Origin of the sequence: Cognatishimia sp., assembly GCF_964229375.1 — a bacterium.
Classification (GTDB): domain Bacteria; phylum Pseudomonadota; class Alphaproteobacteria; order Rhodobacterales; family Rhodobacteraceae; genus Cognatishimia.
Genome location: NZ_CAXREH010000100.1, coordinates 1 through 23,898 on the forward strand (window position 1 = coordinate 1; position 23,898 = coordinate 23,898).

A 23,898-nucleotide genomic window follows, 5' to 3' on the forward strand; every position below is an offset into this window, starting at 1 on the left:
AGCGCAAGGGGGGCACTTGGGTGAAAACAGATCGAATTGGGGATGGTCAGCTCTGAGAACATCTGCCGCAACTCACCTTTATAGAACCGATAAATCGCGCCCACATTGGGTTCGTTTTTCTTGCCCATGGTGCTGATCCAAAATCCCCCCCAAGGATCAGCCCGACCGTCATTTGAGCGGTTCGTCGGAATGTCGGCCTCCAACGCCACAACATGCGTTTGGTCCGAGGTCTCAAGATCAAAAGTCATGAGTTCGTTTTCCGTCGCCAAAAGGATGCGCGTGCGGTCAATCCACCCCAAGGCGCTGACGAAAACGTCGAATTGCCAGGCCTGGGATTTTGTCATCAGCTTTTTGCCGAACATATCCACCCAGACCAGTTCCTGACGCTCTGGATGCCACAACGGGCTTTCACCCAGCTCACAAATGCGATCGTCAAATACGGAAATCATTCTGCGCCTCGTGGTGTGGGATTGCGCGGGCTTTTCAAGATCTCAAGCTCGGCCAGCGTGTCGACAGCAATGTCGGGCACAATGTCGCTGTGGTGCGCAGGCCGCACGCCGGTGCGCACCAAAACGGTCTGCACGCCAGCTGCCTGCCCTGCGGCGATATCAGTCTGCAGCTGATCTCCAATCAGAACGGTTGCAGCAGGCTGCGTGCCCAGAACGCTCAGCGCTTTGGTCACAATATGGGGCTGAGGTTTTCCAAGCACCTCGGCGCTGCGTCCAGAGGCCGTTTCAATCGCGCGGACCAGAGACCCCGCGCCCGGAATAAACCCCACCTCTTGCGGGATCATACGGTCAGGGTTTGTTGCCAGAAACCGCGCGCTGCCAAGCAACAGACGTTGCGCCGTGGTCAGCTTTTCATAGTCAAACGCACGGTCGAGCCCCACCACAACTGCGTCCACGTCATTATCCGCCAGCGTCAGCCCTGCCCCCGCAACAGCGGCTTTCAGATTGTCGGAGCCAACCACATAAACCTGCCCCTTCGCGCCAAATTCCTGGTGCAAAAACTCTGCCATCAACCAGGATGTGTTGATCACATTCTCAGGCGTCGCCCAGAAGCCCATATCGTTCAGTTTTGCACTGATATCCTCGCGGGATTTGGCGGAATTGTTGGTCACAAACGCATAAGGGATGGCTTGATCGCGCAGCTTCGCAAACAAGGCGACGGCCTCTGGGACCGGCGCGTTGCCGCGATAAACGACGCCATCCAAATCACTGATGACGCCCTGAACATGAAGTGTCTGGGGCATGTGTAACCTTCTTGGATTGTCTGACTGCCGCGGCAGTTGAAGCGGCTGCGCCTATTCACCGGGCTCCAGAACGCCCGCCCCGCTGAATGCCAGCAGATCTTTCGCTGTGGTTTCATCCACGACCAAAGTGGTGATCAGCCCGCCGTTCAGTACGGCTGAAATCGGTTCGACCTTGGATTGACCGGCCGCAACACCGATCCGCACAGGGATCTGTTTGGCCTGTTCCAGCGGCACACTGACCAGTCGGGAATTCAGATCGCTGTCACAGAGCGCGCCGGACTCGCCAATCAAATGCCCTAGAAATTCGGCGCGCACACCGCTTGCATAAAGCTCTGCGCGCTCGTCCTTGGTCAGCGGGTGCGCAGTGTAATAGGTCGATTCATCAGACTCGACCGACCCGATACCAAAAACTGCAACATCGGCGGATTTCGCCTTGTCCATCACCTCGCGCACGCTGCGCACAGACATCAGAAGATCGCGCTCGTCTTGCGCGTCGGTATGGAGCGGCGCATGCAGCAGATGCGCGCGGCCGAAAATCTTGTCGGCAATGCGCGTCGCAAGGTGGTTCACATCGGTATAATGGTGTCCTTGCACGCCCCCCGTCAGCGGTACGACCTCGCAGCCGGACGGCTCTTTTGACGAGATATTGTCGGCAATTGCGCTTAGTGCCTTACCACCGGTGATCGCGATCCGGCCATTTGCTGGCCACGCGCTTTCCAACAGGTTTGCCGCCGCCTTGCCGACCATATCCAGAATGACATCCGGATTGCCCGACACGGTTTCAACCACCAGGCATTCGCTGAGGTTCCAGTGGGTTTTCAGCGCACGTTCCAACTCGAACAGCCGCTGAAACGGGCTGTGAATGATGAACTCCACCATACCCATTTCGCGTCCCTGCTTGATCAGTCGATTGACCTTGGCCGTCGACAAATTCATGCCTTTGGCGATCTCGGCCTGCGACAGACCTTCCTGAAAATGAAGTGTCAGAACGCGAGCAATAAGTTTCTGAGTTTCGAGGTCGGGTCCAGAGGTGCTCAAGTTCAGCCGTCCTTTCTGCTGACAAGGTGGTTAGACGCGGCAGCCAGCAAAAGCGCTGTCCCGACAACCAGAGTTTGAAAATAGGCCGGAACCAATGTCAACATACCCACGGTCAACGACATAATAATCAAGGCGCCCACGAATGACTTCAGCACGCGGCCCTCGCCTCCGCTGAATGCCGTGCCCCCTAACAGTACCACCAGAATGGCCGTCAGTTCCATACCATCTCCGGACAAAGGGTCGCCCAGAGACATAAAGCTTGCGCGTGCAATCCCGGCCAGAGCCGCACATACGCCCACCAGAACATAAAGTATGAACACGGTTTTGAATGTGTTGATGCCTGACAGTTCGGCCGCCATCGGGTTGCCACCGGTCGCTGCCGCGTATTTGCCCAGCTTCATCCGGTCTTGCACGATGATCATCACGACAGTCACCAAGATTGCCACCCAGAACGCCCATGGCAGACCAAGCAGCACACCATCGCGGCCATAGTCATTGAACCACCCCGGCATCTTAAGCCCGCCGCCGGATTTGATCGCAGAGACACCATCCTCGACCAGCAAAAGCGCAACGCCTTTATAGAGGCTTAAGGTGATTAACGTGGCAATGACCGGCGTGATCTTGAGCTTTAGAACCAGAAACCCGTTGATCGCACCCAGCAGCACGCCCACCGCGACAGTTGCCAGAAACGCTGGCACAAAGGGCACGCCATTGATGACAAGCATGGCATAGACCACCGCCGACAGGCCCATAGCGCTGCCTACCGAAAGGTCGATGTATCCCGAGATCATCAACAGCGTGAACGCGCCCGCCAAAGTCAAAATCGGTGCCGAGACACGCAGGATGTTGATGATGTTGCGTTCTGACAGAAAGTTGCCGCGCTCAAACAAGGGGAACTTGTCCAGATTGGCAGAGCTCAGCACGACCACGACAACGATCAAGACCATATAGATATAATAGTCTTTGAAGAACGCCTTCACGCGGTCGCCCGTTTGCGTGGTGGTCTGACGGTCTGTGTTGGAAGATGCAGCGCTCATTTGTGCCTCCGGGCCAGTGCCCATGTTTGTGCCATGATCGCCAGAAACACCGCGATCGCTTTGAGTGTGAATTGCCAGTCAGGCGACAGAACAAGGCCAGTGGCCGCCGAGGTCACGGTCGCCAAAACGATTGCACCAAAGAACATCCCGATGACCGAGCCAAAGCCGCCCGCAATGGCGACCCCGCCCAACAAAGAGATAACCAGCGCGTCAAATTCCATCAGCGTGCCGCGGCTTGAGAAGCCGGATTTGAACTCGGACGCCAGCAGGATCCCGACCGCGCCGGCGACCAGCGCGCTGAAGAGATAGAGCTTGAACACATGGCGCGCATTGTCCACGCCCGACAGATGAGACGCGATTGGGTTTGCGCCGACCAGATAGGTCAATCGCCCGAAGATGGTCTTCCGCTCGACGAAAATCGCCACCCCAATCAAGATGGCCATCAAAACGACCGGCAGCTTAATGGATGTGCCAAACATTGACATATTGCCAAGCGTACCGAAATCCGACGGCAGGTTCGTGTTGCGTTGCGAGCCCTGCGTGACCACCTGCGCAATCCCGCGCGCCAACATCATTGTGCCAAGGGTCACAATGATCGACGGAACACGCAGCGTGACAACAAACAAGGCGTTCAGCGCCCCCACCAACATGGCGCAGACCAACGCCAGAAGCATGGCAGCCCAGGTCGGCAGGCCCCAGCCGGTCGACAAAGGATTGGCCCCATCGCTGGCCTGTGCAAACCACACCGCCAGAACACCAGCCAAGGCCACGATGCCCCCGACTGATAGGTCAAAGTTGCCAGAAACCAGCAGAAACGTGACCCCAACGCCAAGCGAAATGACGGCCCAGTTGTTGGTCACCAAGTTCACGACATTCTGGAACTGAAAGAAATTCGGAACCAGCGCCGAGGCCAGCAAAAACAGAATGATGGCGGCGGCTGCGACCAATCCTGTGATGAACATCTCGTCGCTTAAACGCCGGTCATCGTTTTGCAGACGTCGCCCTGTGACGGCGCTGCTGTTTACGTCGGTATTAGACATTGTCGCGGCTCCCTCCGCCGGTGACGACATTGAGGATCGTATTGATATCTATGTCAGATCCATTCTCGATTTCCTGACGAATTTCGCCGTCATACATCAAGAAGACCCGGTCACAGATCCCCAGCACTTCTTCAAGTTCAGACGAGAAAATTGCGATGGATTTTCCATCGTTGGCCAGATCCTTAATCACGTCATAGATTTCAGATTTTGCGCCGACATCCACGCCGCGGGTTGGCTCGTCCAAAAGCAGCATATCCGCGTCCGCATAGAGGCACTTAGACAGGACAACCTTCTGCTGGTTCCCGCCGGACAGCTTCTCGGCGTATTTCTCGATCGAATGCGTCGCGATGCCGAGCTTTTTGACGAACTCGCGCGCGACACTGCGTTCGCGCTCGGGGCGGAAAACGCCAAGCGTGGCAAGCCGCCCGATGTTCATGATCGGGATATTGCGACGAATGGTAAGCTCGGTGAACAGGCCTTGCGTGCGCCGCTCTTCGGGCACCAGTGCGATGCCCTTTTCAATCGCCTGTTTGGGCGAGGTCATTTTCGAGTGGCCGTTGAAGTTCACCACGCCCTCGGCTTTATCTGCCCCGAAAATCGCGCGGGCGACTTCGGTCTTGCCTGCACCCACCAGACCATAAAAACCAACAATCTCGCCTTCTTTGACGTCAAAAGACACGTTCTTCAGCAAGTCATTGCTGAGGTTGTCGACTGACATCACGACTTTGTCGCGCACACCGGGACGCGGCACGTAATCGTGTGAAATTGACCGGCCAACCATCATCTCGATCAATTCCGGGCGGCCATTCACCTCGGTCAGCGGCTTTGTGGCGATATGCTTGCCGTCGCGCATAACCGTGACGTTGTCACCAAGCTCAAAAATTTCATCCAATTTGTGCGAGATATAGATCACCGTCACATTCGCAGTCTTCAGACGCCGGATCACACCAAACAGCCGTTGCACTTCACGTTCAGAAAGGGCTGCGGTCGGCTCGTCCATAATGATGATGCTCGCACCAGATGACGCGGCCCGTGCGATCTCGACAATCTGTTTCTGCGCCACACTCAAGGTCGAGCATCGGGCCGAAGGATCAATGGAGGGCGCAATGGCGGCCAAGGTCTGGGTCACGCGGTCTTCAAGATCCGATTTGATCAGAAATCCAAACCGGCTTTTCTCCATGCCCAGCGTGAGATTTTCCAAAACGGTCAGCTGGTCTACGACGTGCAATTCCTGAAACAGCGTTCCGATACCGCCCTGACGCGCGTCTTGCGTGCTGCGGGGGCTATAGTCAGACCCCAGAATTGCCATTGACCCGCTGGTCGGCTCCAACGCGCCTGTCAGCATTTTCACAATCGTGGATTTGCCCGCGCCATTTTCGCCGACCAAGCAATGAACCGTGTTGCGTTCAATCCCGAAAGAGACGTTGTCCACGGCCCTGACGCCCGGGTAGTCCTTGGTCAGCGCCGTTACCGAAAGCGCTAAATTGTCATGCTGTGCCTGCACGATCCTACACCTTTACTTCAACATGTGCGCGCCGACCCAAGCGGCGTCCACACATCTTTCTATGCCCGAACCTACGCTTGGTTGCCCAAAAAATCACCAAGTTCGCGCGACGCACACTGTGCTTTCTACATTTGTCGGAAAAAGTGCTGACCCGCCCAGGTTCTGATGGGATTCAAGATATTTGAACGGGTCAGCAGTCACTCGTTACACAGAGTGATTTGCGATAGTTTGCCGAGATTAACCGCCAAACTGGTCCTTCAGCCACTGCTCTGCAGTCGCCTGTGGCATGCTCCAGTAAGACACAGTGTATGCCTTATAGAAGAACTCTTCCGCCGTGTCCGCGGTTCGCGCAACATCACCATTCAGCACGTCCATGATCAGATCAATCCGACCCTGAGCTGTTTCAACAGGTGGGAGGCCCATGGAAACTTTCAGGCTGGAATTCGGATCATACACTTGCTCGAATTCGACAGAGTCAAAGTCGACGCTTGCAACAATCTCGGTCAGAGGTGTGCCGTTGTCGAACTTACCGCGACCCAGCTGGGCCAGACCTGCCATCGTGCCAACTGTCAGGTTGGACGCCTCAGAGTAGATCAGGTTCACTTCTGGACGCTGGGTCAGAAGGTCGACGATGATCTGCTTTGCGGCCTCTTGGCCTTTGCTGGAGTCCAGCGCACCAAGGTTTTCAGCACTTGGATCCACAGACAAAACACCCTCTGCGAATGGCGCAGTACGGCCAGAGTTCACTTCGGTGTGGTTTGGCCAACCAAGCTGCACCATGACGATTGGCTTGTCTGGATGTGCTTCTTTCCAGGCCTTGGCCATCTGTGCGCCCATCTCAAACGACACAGCAGCTTCGTCACTGCGCGCGGTTGGGATACCTGTGTCGGTGATCGGGCTAAAGAACGACGTCATAACGATGTCGTCTGCCAAAGCATCCTCGACGCCGGGTGTCGCTGCTTCTGCGTCCCAGATGTGCAATGTCGCCGCGTCAAAGCCGCCGGCTGCCACCTGGTCAACGTTTTGGGTCATAACTGCTGAGTCTGCCTTACCGTCAAACACGACAACTTCAGCACCATATTTTTCAGCCGCATAGCGCTCTGCTTCTGCCGCCTGAGATTGGTGGAATACGTTTGACAGGTCAGACACAAAAAACGCGATACGTTTTCCGTCTGCTGCCACTGAACCAACACCACCTACAAATGCCATCGTCGATGCCAAAAGGCCGACTTTGAGAAGATTCCTCCGCTGCATTTCTTTGCTTCCTCTTTAAAAGTTCCTCCAAAGCAAGATGCGCCCGTTGCCGACCACATCCAACCGCAACCTTCATCAATCAGATGAAATGAAATATATTGCAGTTAATGTTATTTTTATCATTTCGCGAAAATATGTCAAACCTTTAATGCAAAATCTTTCGGCGAAAGTTAAATATTTCACAGCCCAAGTGCGAAATTTAATTGTTATTTTACAATGGTTTAAACAAAAAATTTAGAGGATCCCTCTCAGCGAGAGGCCCCTCTTGTCCCAACCTGAACCGGCTGAGAATCGATTCTGTGTCGTGCTACGCCTAGGTCACGCGCTGCACTGAAATCGAAGCTTTCCCACCCACCGCGGCTTTGAACGCTGCAATATGGGGAGTGGTTTTGTGACGGCTTAACGCTTCTTCGTTGGCCCAGATTTCATAGATCATGAACTCTTCTGGCCGGTCGTCAGATCGATAAACCGAGTATTGCACGCAGCCTGCTTCTTGACGGGAGGCATCGCGTAAATCTTGGACCGCAAGATCCACATCCTGCACGGTATCCGAGTTGGCGACAATCTGCGCCAGCAATGTCACCTGCGTCATGTCATATCCCCTTTCGGATCATATCTGCGGCGCGCTCGGCGATCATAATGACCGGAGAAGCGGTGTTACCCGATACGATTTTGGGCATGATCGAGGCATCGATTACCCGAAGCCCGCTTAGACCATGCACTCGCAAGGATGTGTCGACCACGGCCTTTTCATCGGCGCCCATTTTGCAGGTTCCAACCGGGTGAAAGATCGTCGTCGCGATGTCGCCTACACCTTTCACGACCTCTTCGTCCGTGGTCATGCTGGGGCCGGGCAGAATTTCTTCCGGCTCATAGGGTTTCAGCGCCTGAGCGGTCATGATCTCGCGCGCCTGACGCACCGAGGCGGCAGCAACCAGACGGTCGTTTTCGGCACTCAGATAGTTCAGTTTGATGTCGGGCTGTTTGGACAAGTCACGTGTCGAGATATGCGACGAGCCCACGCTGTCGGGACGCAGATTGCAGACCGACACGGTGATGGCCGGAAACGGATGCAGCGGATCACCCAACTTGTCAGTGGACAAGGGTTGGACGTGATATTCCAAGTCCGGCGTGTTCAGATCCGGCCGCGATTTCGTGAACATTCCAAACTGGCTTGGGGCCATCGACATCGGGCCGGATTGCGTCAGCGCATATTGCGCCGCAATCTTGGCCTTACCGACAAGGCTGTTGGCCATCGTGTTCAGCGTCTTGGCGTTCTTGACTTTGAACACCGTGCGGATCTGCAAATGGTCCTGAAGGTTTTCACCAACGCCGTCGATCTGGTGCTGAACCTCAATCCCCAGATCCGACAGCACCTCGGCGCGCCCGATGCCTGACAGCTCTAGGATTTTGGGCGAGTTGATCGCCCCGGCTGCCAACAGCACTTCGGCCTGCGCCATTGCTTTTTTGCGCTGTCCCTTGTGGGTGAACACAACGCCTGTCACCTGCTTGCCGTTCATCACAAGCCGTTCGGTTTCCGCGTGTTTCACAAGCTTCAGGTTTGGCCGTTTCAATGCCGGCCGCAAGAACGCTTTGGCGGTATTCCAACGCACCCCGTTCTTCTGGTTCACCTCAAAAAAGCCGGTGCCCTCGTTGTTGCCATCGTTGAAATCCGAGCGCGGCATGATGCCAAATTCCTTGGCGCCTTCCTGCACGGCACGCAGGATATCCCACTCCAGACGCTGCTTAGACACTTTCCACTCGCCACCCTGTGCGTGCATGTCGGTATCCAAACTGTGGTGATCTTCCGACTTCAGAAAATAGGGCAACACATCGTCCCAGCCCCAGCCGGTATTCCCCATCTGGCGCCAGTTGTCATAGTCCGCAGCCTGACCCCGCATATAGATCATGCCATTCACCGAGGTGCAGCCGCCCAGAACCTTGCCGCGCGGATAGACCAAAGACCGCCCGTTCAACCCGGGCTCGTTTGCCGTTTTCATCATCCAGTCGGTGCGCGGATTGCCGATGCAATACAGATACCCGACCGGAATATGGACCCAGTGATAGTTGTCAGACCCACCCGCCTCGAGCAACAGAACCCGCGTCTTGGGGTCTTGGGTCAATCGGTTGGCCAAGACACATCCCGCAGTCCCGGCACCAACGATGATATAGTCGAAGTCACCTTCGAGGGTTTGGGTATCGTTCATCACGGGATAGTCTTTCTTTCGTTAGTACCTGACCACAAGTTTGCCGATCATCGCGCCGGTTTCTATAACTTTGTGAGCTTCTTTCAGTGTTTCTGCACTCAGACCGTGCAGGGTTTTCGTATCAGTCGTCCTGAGGATGCCGTCATCCACCAACTGTGCAACGCGGGCCAATATCTGACCCTGTTTGGCCATATCAGAGGTTTGATAGATCGAGCGGGTGAACATCAGCTCCCAGTGCAAAGAGGCCGATTTGCCCTGCAGGGCCGAGATATCAATCTTCTCTTCGGTCTCGACAATTGTGCCGATTTTCCCCTGAGGCGCGATCAACGCGCACATGGCGTCCCAATGCTGGGCTGTGTCCGCGTATTGGGTGATGAACTGGACGGACTCGTGGCCGGTCGCGCGGGTGCTGGCGATCAGATCACGGTGATTTACGACCTCATACGCCCCCATTTCATAGCACCAATCACTGGTCTCGACGCGTGAGGCAGTTGCAATCACCCGGGCCCCGGTCAGCGCGCGCGCCATCTGGATCGTAAAAGACCCCACACCGCCCGCGCCGCCGATGACGAGCAATGATGGCTGGCCCTCAAATTGATCTACCTTCAAACGCTCAAACAGCATTTCCCAGGACGTCAGCGCGGTCAGAGGCAACGCGGCCGCAGCTTCGGGTGTTGCCGACTTAGGCGCGTGAGACACAAGCCGGAAATCAACCGCTTGATATTCCGCATAAGAGCCATCGCGGGTCACGTCGCCTGCATACCAGACACGGTCCCCCACCTTGAAACCAGTGACGCCTGCTCCGATCTGGGTCACGATCCCCACGGCGTCATACCCAAGGATCATCGGATCGCTCAGGTCGCTGTCAGGCGACGTCCGAATGCGCCGTTTGGCGTCGGCGGGATTGATGGAGACCGCTTCGATCTGAACCAGAAGGTCGGTTTCCTTTGGTGTCGGCATGTCCAAGTCCAGATCCAGCAGGCTCTCGCCTTCTGAGATCGGTAAAGACCGATAAAACCCAACTGCTTTCATGTGCTTGTCCTTCCTGACCTAAGGGTCACGCGCCCAAATGGGCCGCATCGCCGACGTCAGCGCCGCATATTTCGCATAGCGGGCCTCAAATCGGTCTGTTGCGTCTTGGACGGGGGTGAATGTGGCTTTCGGACGGGTCATCGCGTCCACGGCCGCTTCAAAGGTCGGGTGAACGCCGGTTGCAAGCGCAACACCGATGGCGGCCCCCAAGGCGCCGGTTTCCTGCGCCTCGGCGACGGTGACTTTCGTCCCAAGGCAATCGGCAAACATCTGCGCCCAGACCGCGCTGCGCGACCCGCCGCCTGACAGATAGGGGTTAAGGAACGGCAGACCCGCCGCTTTCAGCAAATCGACGTGGCGGCGGTGTTCAAAGACGACGCCTTCCAGCAATGCCCGCACCATATGCGCTTTGGTGTGCCAGCCCCGCAGCCCGTAAAACCCGGCGCTGAAATCCGCACCCTGTCCCGAGCCATAGAGGAACGGGTGAAAGAACGGATCATCCTCAGACACCGGAAGATCGGAAATCAGGTCGCTGCAATAGTCAAAGGGGTTCTGGTCTGCGGTTGTGCCCTCGATGAACTCGCGCACGAACCATTCAAGATTAGCCGCAGAGGTCGCGCTGGATTCAAGGTTCAAGAACCGATCCGCTCCGATACCTGTGACCATAAAAATGTCTTCGGTCTGCGCTGGTGTCTTTGAGAACACCTGATTGATACTCCACGTCCCAGCGATCAACGACGCGTCTCCAGCGCGCACCGCGCCTGACCCCAGAGCGCTTGAGACCACATCAAAGAAACCGCCAATAACGGGCGTGCCGGCAACCAGCCCAGTCGCTGCGGCGACCTTGGCGGTGACGGTGCCTGCAATATCGGTCGGGCCGATCAGCTTAGGCAGCATCTGATATGCGTCCTCAAGCCCGTAGAGCGCCAGAAGTTCGTCGCTATAGGCGCATGTCGGCATTTCGGTCAGACCGGCGCCGGACATGTCGGTGATGTCACTGACCAATTCGCCCGTCAGCTGAAACGTTAGAAAATCTTTGCACAGCAGGGCTTTACCAACGCGCAAGTACCATTCTGGCCGGTTGTGTTTGACCCAGCTTAACAGCACCGGGGTCTGCGAGGGCCAGGGTTTTTGCAGGCACAGCTTGTGCAGCCTCTGCCCGTTCTTCTGCGACAGATCCGCAGCAGTCTCGGCAGCGCGCGTATCGAGCGACTGAATACCCACAATCGGTGCGCCCTCACGATCGACCAAATAAAGCCCATTGCCGTGCCCAGCACAGCCCAAGCCAATGATGTCGTGCGCATCCACAGCGGCCTGTGCAATGCAGTCGGCGATGACCGACTGGGCATTGCGCCAAAGTTCATCCAGATCTCTCTCGACGTGTCCGGGGTGTGGCGACGTCGAGGTGCACCCCATTGCCTGCGTAGCAAGGGGGCGACCGTGTAAGTCAAAAAGTACAGCCTTGATCACCGTATTGCCGGCATCCAGGCCCAATATGTACTTTTGATCAGCCACGATTATAGATATCCCACGCTTCTTCACCGCTGGCCTTGTCGTGGATCATCGACATCAGCGCAGCGACAACGGCCTTTGGATTGTCGTGCTGATAGATATTACGGCCATAGACCATGCCTTGAGCGCCTTGTTGCATCAGCGCGGCTGACTTCATCAAAACGGTCTTCAGATCCTCTTTGCCGCCGCCACGCACCAGAACCGGCACGCGGGCCGCCTCGATCACGCGGTGGAAGTCTTCTGGGTTTTCCGTTGGATCCGCCTTGATGATATCCGCCCCCATCTCAGAGGCCAGACGCACCAGCGTCACGATCTTTTCTGCGTTGCCATCCACTTGATATCCTCCACGGACATCATTGGGCAGCATCACCAGAGGTTCAATCATCAACGGCATACCGTACTTATGGCAGGCTGCGCGCACCTTGGTAATGTTTTCTACGCATTGGCGGAACAACTCTGGTTCGTCAGGCAACATGAACAGATTCACAACCACACAGGCCGCATCCATTTCCAGCGCGCCAATGATCGGCTCGTCATAGTTCTGCAGCTGAGACCACATCACCCGGTGACGCTGATCGTTGTAGGGGTTGCCCATATCGATGCGCATCACCAGCGCAGGCTTGTCCTTTTCCGGACGACTCTGGAGCAGATCTGCTTGGCCATAGGCACATTGAATTGCGTCTGGCTTCGCCGCAATCAGCGTGTTCATAACCTCAGGCATATCTTCCAAGCCAACCATGAAGCTGGGTTCGTTACAGACGCCGTGATCAATCGCCACATCCAGACATCCACCATTCGTGAACATACGGTTCATGCGGGCCTTTGTGCTTACACGCATTCGGTTCTCCTGTTTGAGTGTGCTGAGGCGAGCGTATCGCCGTCAATTCCGTGAATTTCTGTCAGCTCCTGCACCAGCTGGTCGCGCTGGTATTGGGCCTGTTGAGGTGTCAGATGAAGCGCGGTGGCGTAGACGTCGGTGATTGCGTCCAAACTCTCCGCCGTCAGTGCGCCCGTGATCGCCAACGACGTGCGGCGCAACACCAGATCCGAGATGCTGACGACCGCCTCGGTTTCCACCAGATGCGCGATTTCGCCCGTGCTATAGGCCGTATCAGCCGCCAATGGCCGGTTTCCGGGAACGGCCTCTGCCGCCCTGTGAACGTCTTGCGCCTTGGTGCCATAGTGCGACGCCAGATGCAGCGCGCGCGCGGCCGAGACGCCAAGCTCTCGCACCAATTGACGCTCAAGGCTGTCTTGCGTGTGCGGATAGGACTTGCCGCCACCAATCTCTAGATGTTCGGTGGACAGTTTTCGCGGGCGTTTCAACTCTGCCAGAACGCTATCGGCGGCTTGTTCGCCAAAGGCTCGGAAGGTCGTCCACTTACCGCCAATCATGCAGAATTGCGGCACCGGTCCGTCGATTTTCTTGACATAATGTCCCCGCGAAATGCGGCCTGTGAAATCCTGATCGCTTTTGGGCAAAGGGCGAATGCCGCTGTAGCTGAAGACAATATCGGCCGCGTCGATGTTGATGTCGTCAAAGACCAGCGACAGCGAGTCCAGAATATAGTCCCGCTCAGCAAGCTCGCATTTGACGCGCCCGGCGCTGTCCACGCGAATATCGGTTGAGCCTGCAAGCACCTTGCCCAGATAGGGAAAGACAATGCAAATCCGGCCGTCGGAATTCTCGAAATAAACCATATGGCCATTCAGCGCCTGATAAAGCGCAGGATTGTCCAATATCAGATGCGATCCTTTGGTGCCCGACACCATCTTGTCGCGACGCGCGCCGTCGACGTCTTGGGCAACGTCATCCACCCAGGCCCCCGCTGCGTTGACGAGCACTTTGGGCCTCACGGGCACAACCTCGCCCGAAACCATGTCGGTCACGGAATAGGCCCCCTTGTGGATTTCAAGCTGAACATAGTTCATGGCCAGACTTCTTGGGGCTGCAATCTTTGCGTCCGCGATCAACTCCAGACACAGTCGTTCCGGATGCGAAATCCAGGCATCATAATAGACCGCCGCGAACTTGGCGTCTTTGGTCAGATGAGGCCATTGGGCGCGTGTCTTGCTGGACCAGGACACTGAATGCTTGGGCAGAAGACGGCGTTTGCGCGTCACCCAGTCATAAAGACCAAGCCCAAGTTTGATCGGCAAAAGACCCCGCGCCGCAGGTTTTCCGCTAAAGCCCAAAAAGCTGGTCGCAGAATTGAACAGCCCCGAGAACATCGACGAAATCGGAATGACTGTCGGCAAGGGCCTGACCATGTGAGGCGCATTTTTCAGCAGGGCGTCACGTTCGCGCAGCGACTCTTTGACAAGGTCAAATTCGCCGTTCTCCAGATAACGCAGGCCACCGTGGATCATTCTGGACGGCGCAGCACTGCACCCAGAGCAGAAGTCATTCTTTTCAACAAGAAGAACCCGCAGACCCTGCAGCGCGAGTTCCCGGAATACGCCTATTCCGTTCACCCCGCCGCCAATGACAACGACGTCAAAATCGCCATTGTCTTTGATCTCGTTAAACGTATGTCGTCTGCTCAAAGTCATTCATGCACCGGTGGTCAGGTGTTTAGGAATCCAGATCGACAAGGTGACGCTGTGCGGCCTGTTCGATGGCGTTGATGTCTTGCTGAGAAAGGCGAAGTCGCGCCGCCGCCGCGTTTTCCTCGGCCTGCGAAGCATCGCGTGCACCGCATAGGGAAAACGTTATGCCGGGCTGTTGCAGCGTCCAGGCAATCACGGTCTGCGCAGGCGTCGCGCCGTGTTCTTCGGCAATCGCGGAAACCGCCTGCATCAGCTGCGCAACCTTTTCGCGGTTTGACAGCGAGAAGCGCGGATTGTCCTTGCGCTGGTCATCGCCCGAGAACTGGCGGTCCGGCCCCATTTTGCCCGACAGCAATCCCAGCGCCAAAGAGGAATAGCTGAGAATGGACACATCATTTTCAACGCACAGCGGCGCGATGTCGGCCTCGAGGTCTCGCTTGACCATGCTGTACTCTTCCTGCACGGCGTCCAGCGTACCGGCGGCGATATAGTCCTTGATCTCGGGCACGCTTGTATTGCTGGCCCCGATCGAGCGGATCTTGCCCTGCTGCTTAAGGGTTTCCAGCGCCTCCATGGTTTCCGCAATTGGAGTGGTCGGATCCTGCCAGTGGGTGATGTAGTGATCTATGTAATCCGTCTTCAGGCGCATCAGGCTTTGCTCGACTTCATAGATGATCGCGTCTTTTCCCAGATACCGGTGCACGGGCTTGCCGTCGTAGTCAAAAAAGTGGTTGCCCTTCTGGGTATGCCAGACCAAGCCGCATTTGGTCGCCAGAACAACCTTGTCGCGCCGCCCGACCAGCGCTTTGCCGACGATCTCTTCGGCTACGCCCTGCCCATAGGCCGGTGCCGTGTCGATCAGTGAAATGCCCGCATCGACAGAGGCCTGGATCGCCGCAATGGACTTTGCCTCATCGGTGCCGCCCCACATCCAGCCGCCAATGGCCCATGTGCCAAGCCCCACGACAGAGGCAGAAATGCCGGATTTGCCCAATTCGCGGTGAAGAACGTCGTGATTTTGCATCTTGTTTTCCTTCGGTTGTCTCGGTGTCCTGCCGCCGAGGCAGGCTTGTATGTTTGCGCGTCGGCGCACGTCTTGCGATTTGCGCTAGCGTCGTCGTTTGCTGAGGTAGTGATCGATGGTAACCGCACTTAGCAAAATCGATCCACGGATGATGTCCTGCCAATAGACCGACACATCCAGCAAGGCCAAAGAGCTGGAGACGAGCGACAGCAGAACCACGCCAAGGATCGCGCCCAGAATAGAGCCTGAGCCGCCGTTCAAGCTGGCCCCGCCAATGACCGCCGCGGCGATGATGGTCAGTTCAAGACCCAGCCCGAATGTCGGCTGAGCAGAGCCAAAGCGCGCCATATAGATGATGCCAGCCACACCACAGAGCGCCGAGCACAGGGTCGTGGTCAGAAAGATCACTTTCTTGGTGCGAATGCCGGAATAGGCTGCGGCTTTTTCGTTGCTGCCGGTGTAGAAGACTTTGCGGAACATTGTCGTCTTGCGCAGCATGAAATCAAACACCAACACAAAGACCACAAAGATCAGGATCACAATTGGGATCGGCCCCACCGTGCCCTGCCCGATGAACTTGAACTCGGGTGGCAGGGCATAAAGCCCGATCGGACGGCCTCCGGTGAACAGCAAACAGGCTCCGCGCGCGATCACCATGACGGCAAGCGACACAATAAAATGGTGCAGGCCGACTTTTGTGACAAAGAACCCCATGAAGGCCCCGATCGCCGTGCACAGCAGGATCGCCACGGCCGAGGCCAGCCAGGGATCAACGCCGTTCAAAAACAGCCACCCCGCGATCACCATGGCAAAAGCTGTGACAGAGCCGACAGACAGATCAATCCCGCCTGAGATCAGCAAAATGGTCATCCCGATGACCAGAATGCCATCGACAGCAAAGGCCATCGACATTGCCCGCATATTCGCCCATGTCAGAAAATAGGGCGATGCAAAGGACATCACGACAAACAGACCCAGAATAATCAGGATCAGGCCCGTTTCCCGCATCCGCAACAAGCTGCGCAGCGGTGAGGTGGCCTGACCGGCCCCAAGGGTCGCTGGCGCGTTTTCGGAAATATTGCTCATATCGCTCTCATCTGCACTTGGTTGGCTGAGGCGGTTTCCATGACGGACGCCAGCCGCATAATGTTTTCTTCGGTCATCGCATCGCCGGTCACTTCGCCGCTGATCTGCCCTTCTCTGACCACCAGCACTCGGTCGCATACGCCAATCAGTTCGGGCAATTCGGACGAGATGATGACGATGCCCACACCCGAACGCGCGAGGTCTCGCAGGATCTTGTGGATTTCAGATTTCGCGCCCACATCGACGCCGCGTGTTGGCTCGTCGAGAAAGATCAACCGGGGGTTCACCGACAAAAGTTTCGCAAGGGCGACCTTCTGTTGGTTGCCACCAGAGAGCGACGACACAGGGTCGGAAAACTGACCGCACTTCAGGTTCAGCCGTTGTCCCAGATCGGCGGCCAGACGGGTTTCGGTTTCGGCTCCGATCAAGCCAGCGCCATTGGCCACCAGCCCCAGGTCCAACGCCGAGATATTGGCGGCAATCGGCATGTCCAGAAACACGCCTTCGCCTTTACGGTCCTCGGACAAGTAAACGATGCCCTGCGCGATACTGTCTTGATATGTATCAATTTTTGCAGGCTTTCCCTGCAACGCAAAGCTGCCACGCGTTCTGGGATGCAGCCCGCAGATACCTTTGACGATTTCGCTGCGCCCCGCGCCGATCAAGCCCGCAATCCCAAGGATTTCGCCCTTGCGCAACGCAAAAGACACGTCGTCAAAACGGTCATCATCCGACAGGTCGGCCACCTGAAACAGGGCCTCGCCGGTTGTGTCAGCCTCGCTTTGTTTTTCCGGGTATAGGTTCTCGAGCACGCGGCCGACCATGGCGTTGACCACGTCGCTTGGCGCGATGTCTTGAACATCATGCGTGGCAATATATTGCCCGTCGCGGAACACACTGACACGATCACAATTGTCAAAGATCTCGACCATGCGGTGCGAAATATAGATGATCGAGATCCCGCGATCCGCCAGGTTGCGCATGATCCCAAACAGGGTTTGCGCCTCGGCTTCGGTCAGCGCGGCAGTCGGTTCGTCCAGGATAAGCACCCGACAGTCCAACGTCAGTGCTTTTGCGATTTCGACAAGTTGCTGGTTCGAGATCGACAGGTGCTTAACAAGCGTTGCTGGGTCAATGTCGCTGAGGGACTGAAAGACCTCTTTGGCGTCCTGCTCTTGCTGCGCATAGTTCATCAGGAACGACCTGCTGACATTGGTGCGGGACATGAAAATATTCTCGGCCACCGACACATCCGGGCAAAGGGCGATCTCCTGATGGACGAACCCGATCCCAAGTTTCTGCGCCATCGTCGGAGAGGTGATTTTCACCTTCTGACCGTCCCAGAAAATGTCCCCGCTGTCCGGTTGCAAAATGCCATCAATGATGTTCATCAACGTGGACTTACCGGCACCATTCTCGCCTGCAATCGCATGGATCTCGCCTTTGCGAAGCTCGAAATCCACACCCTTCAACGCTTTGACGGCGCCAAAAGACTTGCTGAGGTTTCTGATTTCCAAGACGACATCGTCGCGCATCAAAGCAATCCACTGAGATAAGAATTGGGGGCTGCTTGGCAGGCGATGGCCCACCAAGCAGCTGGGGAGGTTAGGCCGGGTCGCGGCCTTCCATGTAAACGTTCAGATCAAAGCTATCCGCGTTGTCTTTGGTGATGACGGCAAAGCCGTTGTCCACAAACGGGATCTGCACCGGGTTGAACCCGGACGTCTTCCAATCGTTGAACGGATCAAAGATTTCAGAGCGGTTGGCCAGGTGAACAGCCATAAAGCCCATGAACCCCTGCACGCCCTGATTTGGGTTCAGAGACATGTGGATGTTGCCCGCGCGGATGTGCTCTAACGTGGTTGGCGTGACATCGGCATGCATGATCAGAATGTCTGAATTTGCTTCCAATTTCGCGGCCACCGCCCCTTCGGCAGAGCCCGCTTCGGGGATCCAGATGGCGGCGACATTCGGGTTTGCCTGAATGATCGACGCGGTTGCACGATAGGCCGCGTTGCTATCCTGATTGGTGGCCTGACGACCGACCAGCTTCATGTTTGGATAGTTGGCTTCCATATAGGCAATCAGGGATGTCACACGCAGGTCGTGGTTTGACTGGCCCGGGTTTTCCAGAACCGCATATTCCGCGCTGTCGCCGACTTGGCTCACGATCTCTTCGGCTGCGAATTTCGCTTCCGCGTGGTTGTCGGACGTGATGTAGGCCGTGCGGTCTGAATTCGGTGAATCCGCCGCAAAAGTCACGATCTCGGTGCCGGTCGCGATGGCATTGTTGATCGAGGCGATGAACGGATCAGATTGCATCGGGTGCAGCAGAATGCCTGCCGGAGATTTCACCAGATCCTGTTCAAAAGACGCAATTTGTTTGGTGATGTCATAGTCCGGCGTCCCAGAGAACACGGTCTCGCAGCCAAAGGCAGATGCCGCTTGCTTAAAGCCCTGATAGACCGGCACCCAATAGGGGTGGCCGGAGACCATGACGTTCATAATATAGGTTTCGCCAGGCTCACACATGATGCCGTCTGCCGATGCGGGAACGGCCCCTGCTGCACCAACCAGCAACGCCACAGACGAAACGATCGCTTTAACTTTCAAATTCTTCACTGTTTTCCTCCCAGAGCGAATTTGCTTTTCGCCCATCCTCCCGATGGGCCGTGATGCAATAAATATCATTTATCGAAATTTGTTGCATGATGGCTTTCTAGAACAAGGTCGCATGGCTTTCAATAGAAAAGAAATATTTTTCGCTTGGTGATTTTAATTTCACTTAATGAGGTATTTGGATCAAGACCAAAGCCAAGTTCGAGACATTTTTTGAGAGCGGATAAGGTTTTTTGCGCAATGGCGCGGTTTTTGGCAGAAGGCGCGCACGGCCCCTTCAACGAGCTAAGCTACTGAAAAGTAACAAATTTTCAAACAGACGCGTTGGAACGATGCGGGACCAATATCCCTACAACCCACCAGCCAAACTCGCGGATCGTGGCAACCATGGGCGCGTCAGGTTCAATGTAGGGAAGTCTTCTGCATCCCGCCGCAATCTCGGCCTTCTAAGAGGCGCAGACATAAAACGGGATCAGTTCGCGCACCGAAATCCCCTCGAATCGAGCGCTGCAGAGGCAGGTCAAAAACCCCAAAATGACGAAAGGCAGGCGCCAAAGCCCCTGCCCCTCTGTTTCACCTAACGTGGATATGCCGAGTTTCAGACCAGCGCGCGGACTTTTTCCAGCAAGGCTGCGTTCACCGCAACCCCGTCCACCGCAGCGGCTTGGCGATGGGTCAAACGACCATCACCAGGCAGACGCGCACCATCTTGCTCGCGGAACGAGTTGATCAGATCGGTGAGTTTTTCCTGGAACATCCCGCCCGAGGTCGCCTCGGGGTCGATCGCGATAAAGAACTGACCGGTTTTTGGCGGACCACCTGCTGTGCCAGAGAACGGGCTGGCCACGGACCCCAGCGTTGCCCCCGCCATTGCCGCAGCCATCAGCTCGACCGTCAAGGCAACGCCGACGCCTTTATAGCCACCGGACGGCACCATAGACCCCTTAAGGCCTGCTTCGGGATCTGTGGTCGGTTGCCCCTCGGCGTCCAGAACCCATCCTTCGGGCACCGGCTGGCCTTCGCGGGCATGTTTCATCACTTCGCTCTTTGCGATAGTGCTGGCGGATTGGTCGATCAACAGAGCGGCGTTGCCATCTGCATCAGGTGCCGAGATCGAGAACGGGTTGGTGCCCACGACGGGCTTTGCCCCACCGGATGGCGCAATCGAAGCCGGTGCGTTGGTAAACCCGATCCCCAAGAGGCCCGCCTGCGCAAGCCGTTGTGTGTGAACGCCGAGCACACCGCAATTGTAAGAGTTGTTGATGGCCAGAACCGCGACACCGGTTTCGCGCGCCAGCGGGATCAGTTTTTCAAACCCCACATCGATTGCGCTATGGGCAAATCCTGTTGCTGCATCAACAGTGACAACGGCGGGGCGCGGCTGCGCCACGACGGGCTTCGCAGTACCATCCACTTTGCCGCAATCCACATGCTGACAATAAATCGGAATATAAGCCAACCCGTGCGACGCCACACCGTCCGCCTCGGTCATCGCGGTCGCAACCGCCAGTGGCCGCGCGTTTTCTTCGGTGGTGCCTGCTTTGACAAGGGCGCGGAAGGCGAGGTCTTCGATTTCGGCGAGGGAAAGTGTTTCTGTGGCGGTCATCTTACTGTCCTGTTGGTTTCTGTTTGGCGGCTAGCGCCGCTGATGTTTCGTCGCTGATGCTTAGTCGTTGTCGCTGAGCCCAGCACCGGCCCCCAAAAGGCGGCTTTCTTCTGTGGCAGGTGCGAAGGTGCGATGGGCAAAGGCGCTTAGACGTGCCCAGTTTTGCGGAGTGACATCGGCGCGCATCACTGGCTCGCTGCGGCCGGTCATCTCGGCTGGTGCCGTGAAGGTCACCTTGGTTGCATGACGCGCCTCAAGCGCATCTTTGCTGCCTTGCACGCAAAGCTCTTGGCCGTCTGTGGCAAGCCGTGCACCGTCCCACTCGACAGCCACAACAACGCCAAGGCGCAGGGCTGCGCCGCCCGCGAATGGCACTGCAAGCAAGGGAAAGCTGACCTCGGCCATGTCGATGGCACCGCGTTCCTGTAAGCGCACGGCGCAGTCGCTCAGCGACGCGCCCGCAATCAGGGGGCTCATGCGATCTGACGGCGCGCGCCACATATCGCTGGTCAGCGACACAGGCGACACCTCCTCAAAGGGCACATGATCGTTCAAGTCCAGCAGATCTGCCAAAAGACCGGCGCCTGACAACCCAAACGCCGACAGCCACCGCGTGCCCTTGGCGGCCTCTTCTGCCATGCCCCAAGACAAACCTGCCCCACGGGCCGCGCGTTTGCTCATGGCCTCGATTTCATTCAGCGAGTGGCTCATGCGGCAGCCTCTTGGACATCGGGGAATACCCAGAAATCAGAATTTTCTGACGTCAGCTCATACGGCAGAGGTGCGTTGCCATACATGCAGATCCGCACCCAGCGGTCAGAGCGTGGGTCAAACTTGGTGGCCCCAAAGAACGACAGTTTGCACCGCAACATATCGATAGGCAGCACTTGATCGGAAATCGTATTGTCGCGAATTTCCGCATAGGGTGCCTGATGTACGATCTGCACGCGGCGCAACACGTGTCGATGCTCCGGATTCTGCAGCAGGAAATCTGCCACTTGCGCGTCATCTGCCCAGCCGTCCAGCGCCTGATAAAGCCGTGCGGCATCCCGGCCCGGCGCGAGGGGTTGTTCATAGGCCTCGATGGGCTCTTCGAACCGTTCCCCCAGACGCGGCTCGAGCTTCTCTTCAGACACATACCACGCGCGCGCATTGCTTTCCCGCGCGGACCAGTCGGTGTCGATCGCCCAGCCGTACACGTCCGCCAAAAGCCCCCGCAGATCTTTGATTGTCATCGCGCCGGCAATACGGAAAGTCGCTGTGTTGTCAGCCGCCATGCCCTCGGTCAATGGATCAACCAAGTCACCGTATGGCTCAAGCATCAGCGAGGCGAGCCATTCCTGACCTTCCAGCGACAGGTTGTCTTCCGCCCATGTGTAGAGCGTGTTCCACGGATAGGCTGCGTTCAAATCGACGCCTGAAAGAAACTGGGTAAACGCTTCGACATCGGCACGCAGATTGGCCAGTTTTTCGATCTGGATCGGGTGCTCGGAATGCCATGTCGCCAATGTTTTATTGCTGCGGCGCATGACGTCCTGAAAGACCGCGATGTCCTGGGCAGAGGCCGAGGCGACCGAACGCACGGCCTGAATGGCCTTTTCACGCGAGGCGATCCAATTGTTGAACAGCACCGGATGATTCAGCAGGAAGGGCGCCATGCCCAGACCGGTGGAATTGCCGATTCCGATTGCGCGCGCAATCCCCGGATCCAGCTGCGCCACTTGGGTGCCGTTCTGCGCGGCGCGCGCGTTGGCCATGTGCTGTACAAGTTCTGTGACAAACCAGCGGATCAGATAGACCGACAACATCTCGACCTGAAACGGCGCCTGAAACTCGGGACGTTTGGCGATCATTTCGCGATCAGCAGCGCCGAATTTCCCAGAGCCATAGACAGCCGTGGTGCGCATCAGATAGCCGACTTCGTCGATCTTTTCGATGGATGGCTGCAGACCCTCGGCCAGAGCACTGACAACATGTTCCCACAAACGCACCGACCGGTTGGCGCGCGCCAGCGTCAGTTCGGTGGCAGACACGCGGCCTGCTTCTTGAACCGGCACATTCTGCGACAGCCTTTGAATGTCCTCGGCTGTCGGCACGCCATCATGCAGGGTAAACGTCGCATCCCAGGCTTCGGCAATCACGCGGTCAGACCGTTGCTCGGGTGGCAAATCATGGGCGTAAGCGATCAACGAATAGCTGCGCTCTGGCCCATGGGCCGTCAGGACTGCATGGCCAACACCCGTGTCATCAATCTCGAAAGCTGTGCGTTCAAACTGCCAGTTCTCGCGTGCCAGACGACGTGTCAGAATACGCATGAACGAAAGACGCGATTGATGCATCGATCCCAAGCGCGCAAGGCGCATAACCATTTTCGGGTCGCGATGTTGAACGTCGGTCATTTGGCCGTGCCTCCCTCAGTTTGTGGCCATCCTGCACGTAATGTAGTGCGCTTGTCGGGCTTGGCACAGGTCTGCGCCCGGCCCGTTTGGTTTTTCCACCCAAAGCGCCTAGGCGCGCGGGGTAAAATTCTCGTCAAAGAAGCGATACCAGTTGCCACCCATGACACCGGCAACCTCTTCTTCGTTCATGCCAACCGTCCGCAGACCCTGAGCAATATTGCCAAAGTCGCGGTTGTCTTTGAACCAGCTTGGCATATCCGGGAACCCCGGTGCGCTGGCCGAGCCTTCGCCAAAGTCGATTTCTTTGGTCCAGCGCCCGCTGCGCATCCACTCGACGATGCTGTCTGGCTGATCCTGACACAGATCGGTGCCAATACCCAAATGCTGAACGCCAAACGCATCAGCCGTGCGTGCGATCATCTCGCAAAAGCTTTCAAGCGTGCAGTCGGTCTTGTCCTTGAGGTGGTGCGGATAGGCCGAAAAGCCCAACATGCCGCCATTTTCCGTGACCGCGCGAATAACATCTGCGCGTTTGTTGCGCAGCGCAGGGCACCAGTCATAAGGATTGGCATGGGTGATCGCGATGGGACGCTCGGAAATATCGGCGGCCTCAATCGTTGATCGATCTGCCGAGTGGCTCATGTCGACCACAAGACCCACGCGGTTCATCTCTTTGATGACCTGTTTTCCCATGCGTGTGACGCCAGAGTCGTCGTCCTCATAACAGCCGGTCGCCAG

21 protein-coding genes are annotated in these 23,898 nt (G+C 56.8%); all 21 read right to left on the reverse strand.

What is annotated here, in order from left to right; genetic code table 11:
• A partial coding sequence (locus ACEQWH_RS07745) for an SMP-30/gluconolactonase/LRE family protein (RefSeq protein ID WP_370229416.1) occupies positions 1 to 449 on the reverse strand: 449 nt, incomplete at its 3' end.
• A complete protein-coding gene (locus ACEQWH_RS07750) occupies positions 446 to 1,252 on the reverse strand; it encodes an HAD-IIA family hydrolase (RefSeq protein ID WP_370229418.1) in 807 nt (268 codons plus the stop codon). The genes ACEQWH_RS07745 and ACEQWH_RS07750, both read right to left, overlap by 4 nt.
• 51 nt (positions 1,253 to 1,303) lie before the next feature.
• Positions 1,304 to 2,290 (reverse strand): sugar-binding transcriptional regulator, encoded by a 987-nt coding sequence (locus ACEQWH_RS07755; protein ID WP_370229420.1) that lies wholly within the window; start codon positions 2,288 to 2,290, stop codon positions 1,304 to 1,306.
• A gap of 2 nt (positions 2,291 to 2,292) precedes the next feature.
• Positions 2,293 to 3,327, reverse strand: coding sequence for an ABC transporter permease (locus ACEQWH_RS07760; protein WP_370229423.1), 1,035 nt, complete (start codon positions 3,325 to 3,327; stop codon positions 2,293 to 2,295).
• Positions 3,324 to 4,367, reverse strand: coding sequence for an ABC transporter permease (locus tag ACEQWH_RS07765; RefSeq protein WP_370229425.1), 1,044 nt, complete (start codon positions 4,365 to 4,367; stop codon positions 3,324 to 3,326). Before ACEQWH_RS07765 ends, ACEQWH_RS07760 begins: the two co-directional genes overlap by 4 nt.
• Positions 4,360 to 5,871, reverse strand: a complete 1,512-nt coding sequence (locus ACEQWH_RS07770) for a sugar ABC transporter ATP-binding protein (RefSeq protein WP_370229427.1) — start codon at positions 5,869 to 5,871, stop codon at positions 4,360 to 4,362. The genes ACEQWH_RS07765 and ACEQWH_RS07770 overlap by 8 nt, the downstream gene beginning before the upstream one ends.
• A 237-nt stretch (positions 5,872 to 6,108) precedes the next feature.
• Positions 6,109 to 7,080, reverse strand: coding sequence for a substrate-binding domain-containing protein (locus tag ACEQWH_RS07775; RefSeq protein ID WP_370229430.1), 972 nt, complete (start codon positions 7,078 to 7,080; stop codon positions 6,109 to 6,111).
• A 358-nt stretch (positions 7,081 to 7,438) separates the two neighbouring features.
• Positions 7,439 to 7,717: a putative quinol monooxygenase gene (locus ACEQWH_RS07780; RefSeq protein ID WP_370229432.1), complete on the reverse strand. Its 279-nt coding sequence runs from the start codon at positions 7,715 to 7,717 to the stop codon at positions 7,439 to 7,441.
• Position 7,718: 1 nt separating this feature from the next.
• Entirely contained in the window at positions 7,719 to 9,332 is a 1,614-nt protein-coding gene (locus ACEQWH_RS07785; protein WP_370229434.1) for a GMC family oxidoreductase, read from the reverse strand.
• 21 nt (positions 9,333 to 9,353) lie between these two features.
• On the reverse strand, positions 9,354 to 10,364 hold the full coding sequence (locus ACEQWH_RS07790; protein WP_370229436.1) for a zinc-binding alcohol dehydrogenase family protein: 1,011 nt from the start codon (positions 10,362 to 10,364) through the stop codon (positions 9,354 to 9,356).
• A gap of 18 nt (positions 10,365 to 10,382) precedes the next feature.
• Positions 10,383 to 11,879 (reverse strand): FGGY-family carbohydrate kinase, encoded by a 1,497-nt coding sequence (locus ACEQWH_RS07795; protein ID WP_370229438.1) that lies wholly within the window; start codon positions 11,877 to 11,879, stop codon positions 10,383 to 10,385.
• On the reverse strand, positions 11,872 to 12,714 hold the full coding sequence (locus ACEQWH_RS07800; protein WP_370229440.1) for a class I fructose-bisphosphate aldolase: 843 nt from the start codon (positions 12,712 to 12,714) through the stop codon (positions 11,872 to 11,874). Before ACEQWH_RS07800 ends, ACEQWH_RS07795 begins: the two co-directional genes overlap by 8 nt.
• Complete coding sequence (locus tag ACEQWH_RS07805; RefSeq protein WP_370229442.1) at positions 12,705 to 14,429, reverse strand: glycerol-3-phosphate dehydrogenase/oxidase; 1,725 nt, start codon at positions 14,427 to 14,429, stop codon at positions 12,705 to 12,707. Before ACEQWH_RS07805 ends, ACEQWH_RS07800 begins: the two co-directional genes overlap by 10 nt.
• A 22-nt stretch (positions 14,430 to 14,451) precedes the next feature.
• Positions 14,452 to 15,450 (reverse strand): aldo/keto reductase, encoded by a 999-nt coding sequence (locus ACEQWH_RS07810; protein ID WP_370229444.1) that lies wholly within the window; start codon positions 15,448 to 15,450, stop codon positions 14,452 to 14,454.
• Positions 15,451 to 15,534: 84 nt separating this feature from the next.
• On the reverse strand, positions 15,535 to 16,536 hold the full coding sequence (locus ACEQWH_RS07815; RefSeq protein ID WP_370229447.1) for an ABC transporter permease: 1,002 nt from the start codon (positions 16,534 to 16,536) through the stop codon (positions 15,535 to 15,537).
• Positions 16,533 to 18,071, reverse strand: a complete 1,539-nt coding sequence (locus tag ACEQWH_RS07820) for a sugar ABC transporter ATP-binding protein (protein ID WP_370229448.1) — start codon at positions 18,069 to 18,071, stop codon at positions 16,533 to 16,535. Before ACEQWH_RS07820 ends, ACEQWH_RS07815 begins: the two co-directional genes overlap by 4 nt.
• A gap of 70 nt (positions 18,072 to 18,141) precedes the next feature.
• Positions 18,142 to 19,158 carry a substrate-binding domain-containing protein gene (locus tag ACEQWH_RS07825; protein WP_370229450.1) on the reverse strand — a complete coding sequence of 339 codons (1,017 nt, stop codon included), beginning with the start codon at positions 19,156 to 19,158 and terminating at the stop codon, positions 18,142 to 18,144.
• A gap of 595 nt (positions 19,159 to 19,753) precedes the next feature.
• Positions 19,754 to 20,761, reverse strand: a complete 1,008-nt coding sequence (locus ACEQWH_RS07830) for an Ldh family oxidoreductase (RefSeq protein ID WP_370229453.1) — start codon at positions 20,759 to 20,761, stop codon at positions 19,754 to 19,756.
• Positions 20,762 to 20,821: 60 nt separating this feature from the next.
• Complete coding sequence (locus ACEQWH_RS07835) at positions 20,822 to 21,472, reverse strand: DUF3726 domain-containing protein (protein WP_370229454.1); 651 nt, start codon at positions 21,470 to 21,472, stop codon at positions 20,822 to 20,824.
• Positions 21,469 to 23,160: a hypothetical protein gene (locus ACEQWH_RS07840; RefSeq protein ID WP_370229456.1), complete on the reverse strand. Its 1,692-nt coding sequence runs from the start codon at positions 23,158 to 23,160 to the stop codon at positions 21,469 to 21,471. Before ACEQWH_RS07840 ends, ACEQWH_RS07835 begins: the two co-directional genes overlap by 4 nt.
• Positions 23,161 to 23,268: 108 nt before the next feature.
• Positions 23,269 to 23,898: membrane dipeptidase (locus ACEQWH_RS07845; protein WP_370229458.1), on the reverse strand; the 630-nt coding region annotated here is incomplete at its 5' end.

Bases quoted from the DNA above. Each gene is read 5' to 3' on its own strand.
- ACEQWH_RS07750 (WP_370229418.1), bottom strand. From the start codon at position 1,252: ATGCCCCAGACACTTCATGTTCAGGGCGTCATCAGTGATTTGGATGGC.
- ACEQWH_RS07760 (WP_370229423.1), bottom strand. From the start codon at position 3,327: ATGAGCGCTGCATCTTCCAACACAGACCGTCAGACCACCACGCAAACG.
- ACEQWH_RS07765 (WP_370229425.1), bottom strand. From the start codon at position 4,367: ATGTCTAATACCGACGTAAACAGCAGCGCCGTCACAGGGCGACGTCTG.
- ACEQWH_RS07775 (WP_370229430.1), bottom strand. From the start codon at position 7,080: ATGGCATTTGTAGGTGGTGTTGGTTCAGTGGCAGCAGACGGAAAACGT.
- ACEQWH_RS07780 (WP_370229432.1), bottom strand. From the start codon at position 7,717: ATGACGCAGGTGACATTGCTGGCGCAGATTGTCGCCAACTCGGATACC.
- ACEQWH_RS07785 (WP_370229434.1), bottom strand. From the start codon at position 9,332: ATGAACGATACCCAAACCCTCGAAGGTGACTTCGACTATATCATCGTT.
- ACEQWH_RS07790 (WP_370229436.1), bottom strand. From the start codon at position 10,364: ATGAAAGCAGTTGGGTTTTATCGGTCTTTACCGATCTCAGAAGGCGAG.
- ACEQWH_RS07800 (WP_370229440.1), bottom strand. From the start codon at position 12,714: ATGCGTGTAAGCACAAAGGCCCGCATGAACCGTATGTTCACGAATGGT.
- ACEQWH_RS07805 (WP_370229442.1), bottom strand. From the start codon at position 14,429: ATGACTTTGAGCAGACGACATACGTTTAACGAGATCAAAGACAATGGC.
- ACEQWH_RS07810 (WP_370229444.1), bottom strand. From the start codon at position 15,450: ATGCAAAATCACGACGTTCTTCACCGCGAATTGGGCAAATCCGGCATT.
- ACEQWH_RS07815 (WP_370229447.1), bottom strand. From the start codon at position 16,536: ATGAGCAATATTTCCGAAAACGCGCCAGCGACCCTTGGGGCCGGTCAG.
- ACEQWH_RS07820 (WP_370229448.1), bottom strand. From the start codon at position 18,071: ATGCGCGACGATGTCGTCTTGGAAATCAGAAACCTCAGCAAGTCTTTT.
- ACEQWH_RS07830 (WP_370229453.1), bottom strand. From the start codon at position 20,761: ATGACCGCCACAGAAACACTTTCCCTCGCCGAAATCGAAGACCTCGCC.
- ACEQWH_RS07835 (WP_370229454.1), bottom strand. From the start codon at position 21,472: ATGAGCCACTCGCTGAATGAAATCGAGGCCATGAGCAAACGCGCGGCC.
- ACEQWH_RS07840 (WP_370229456.1), bottom strand. From the start codon at position 23,160: ATGACCGACGTTCAACATCGCGACCCGAAAATGGTTATGCGCCTTGCG.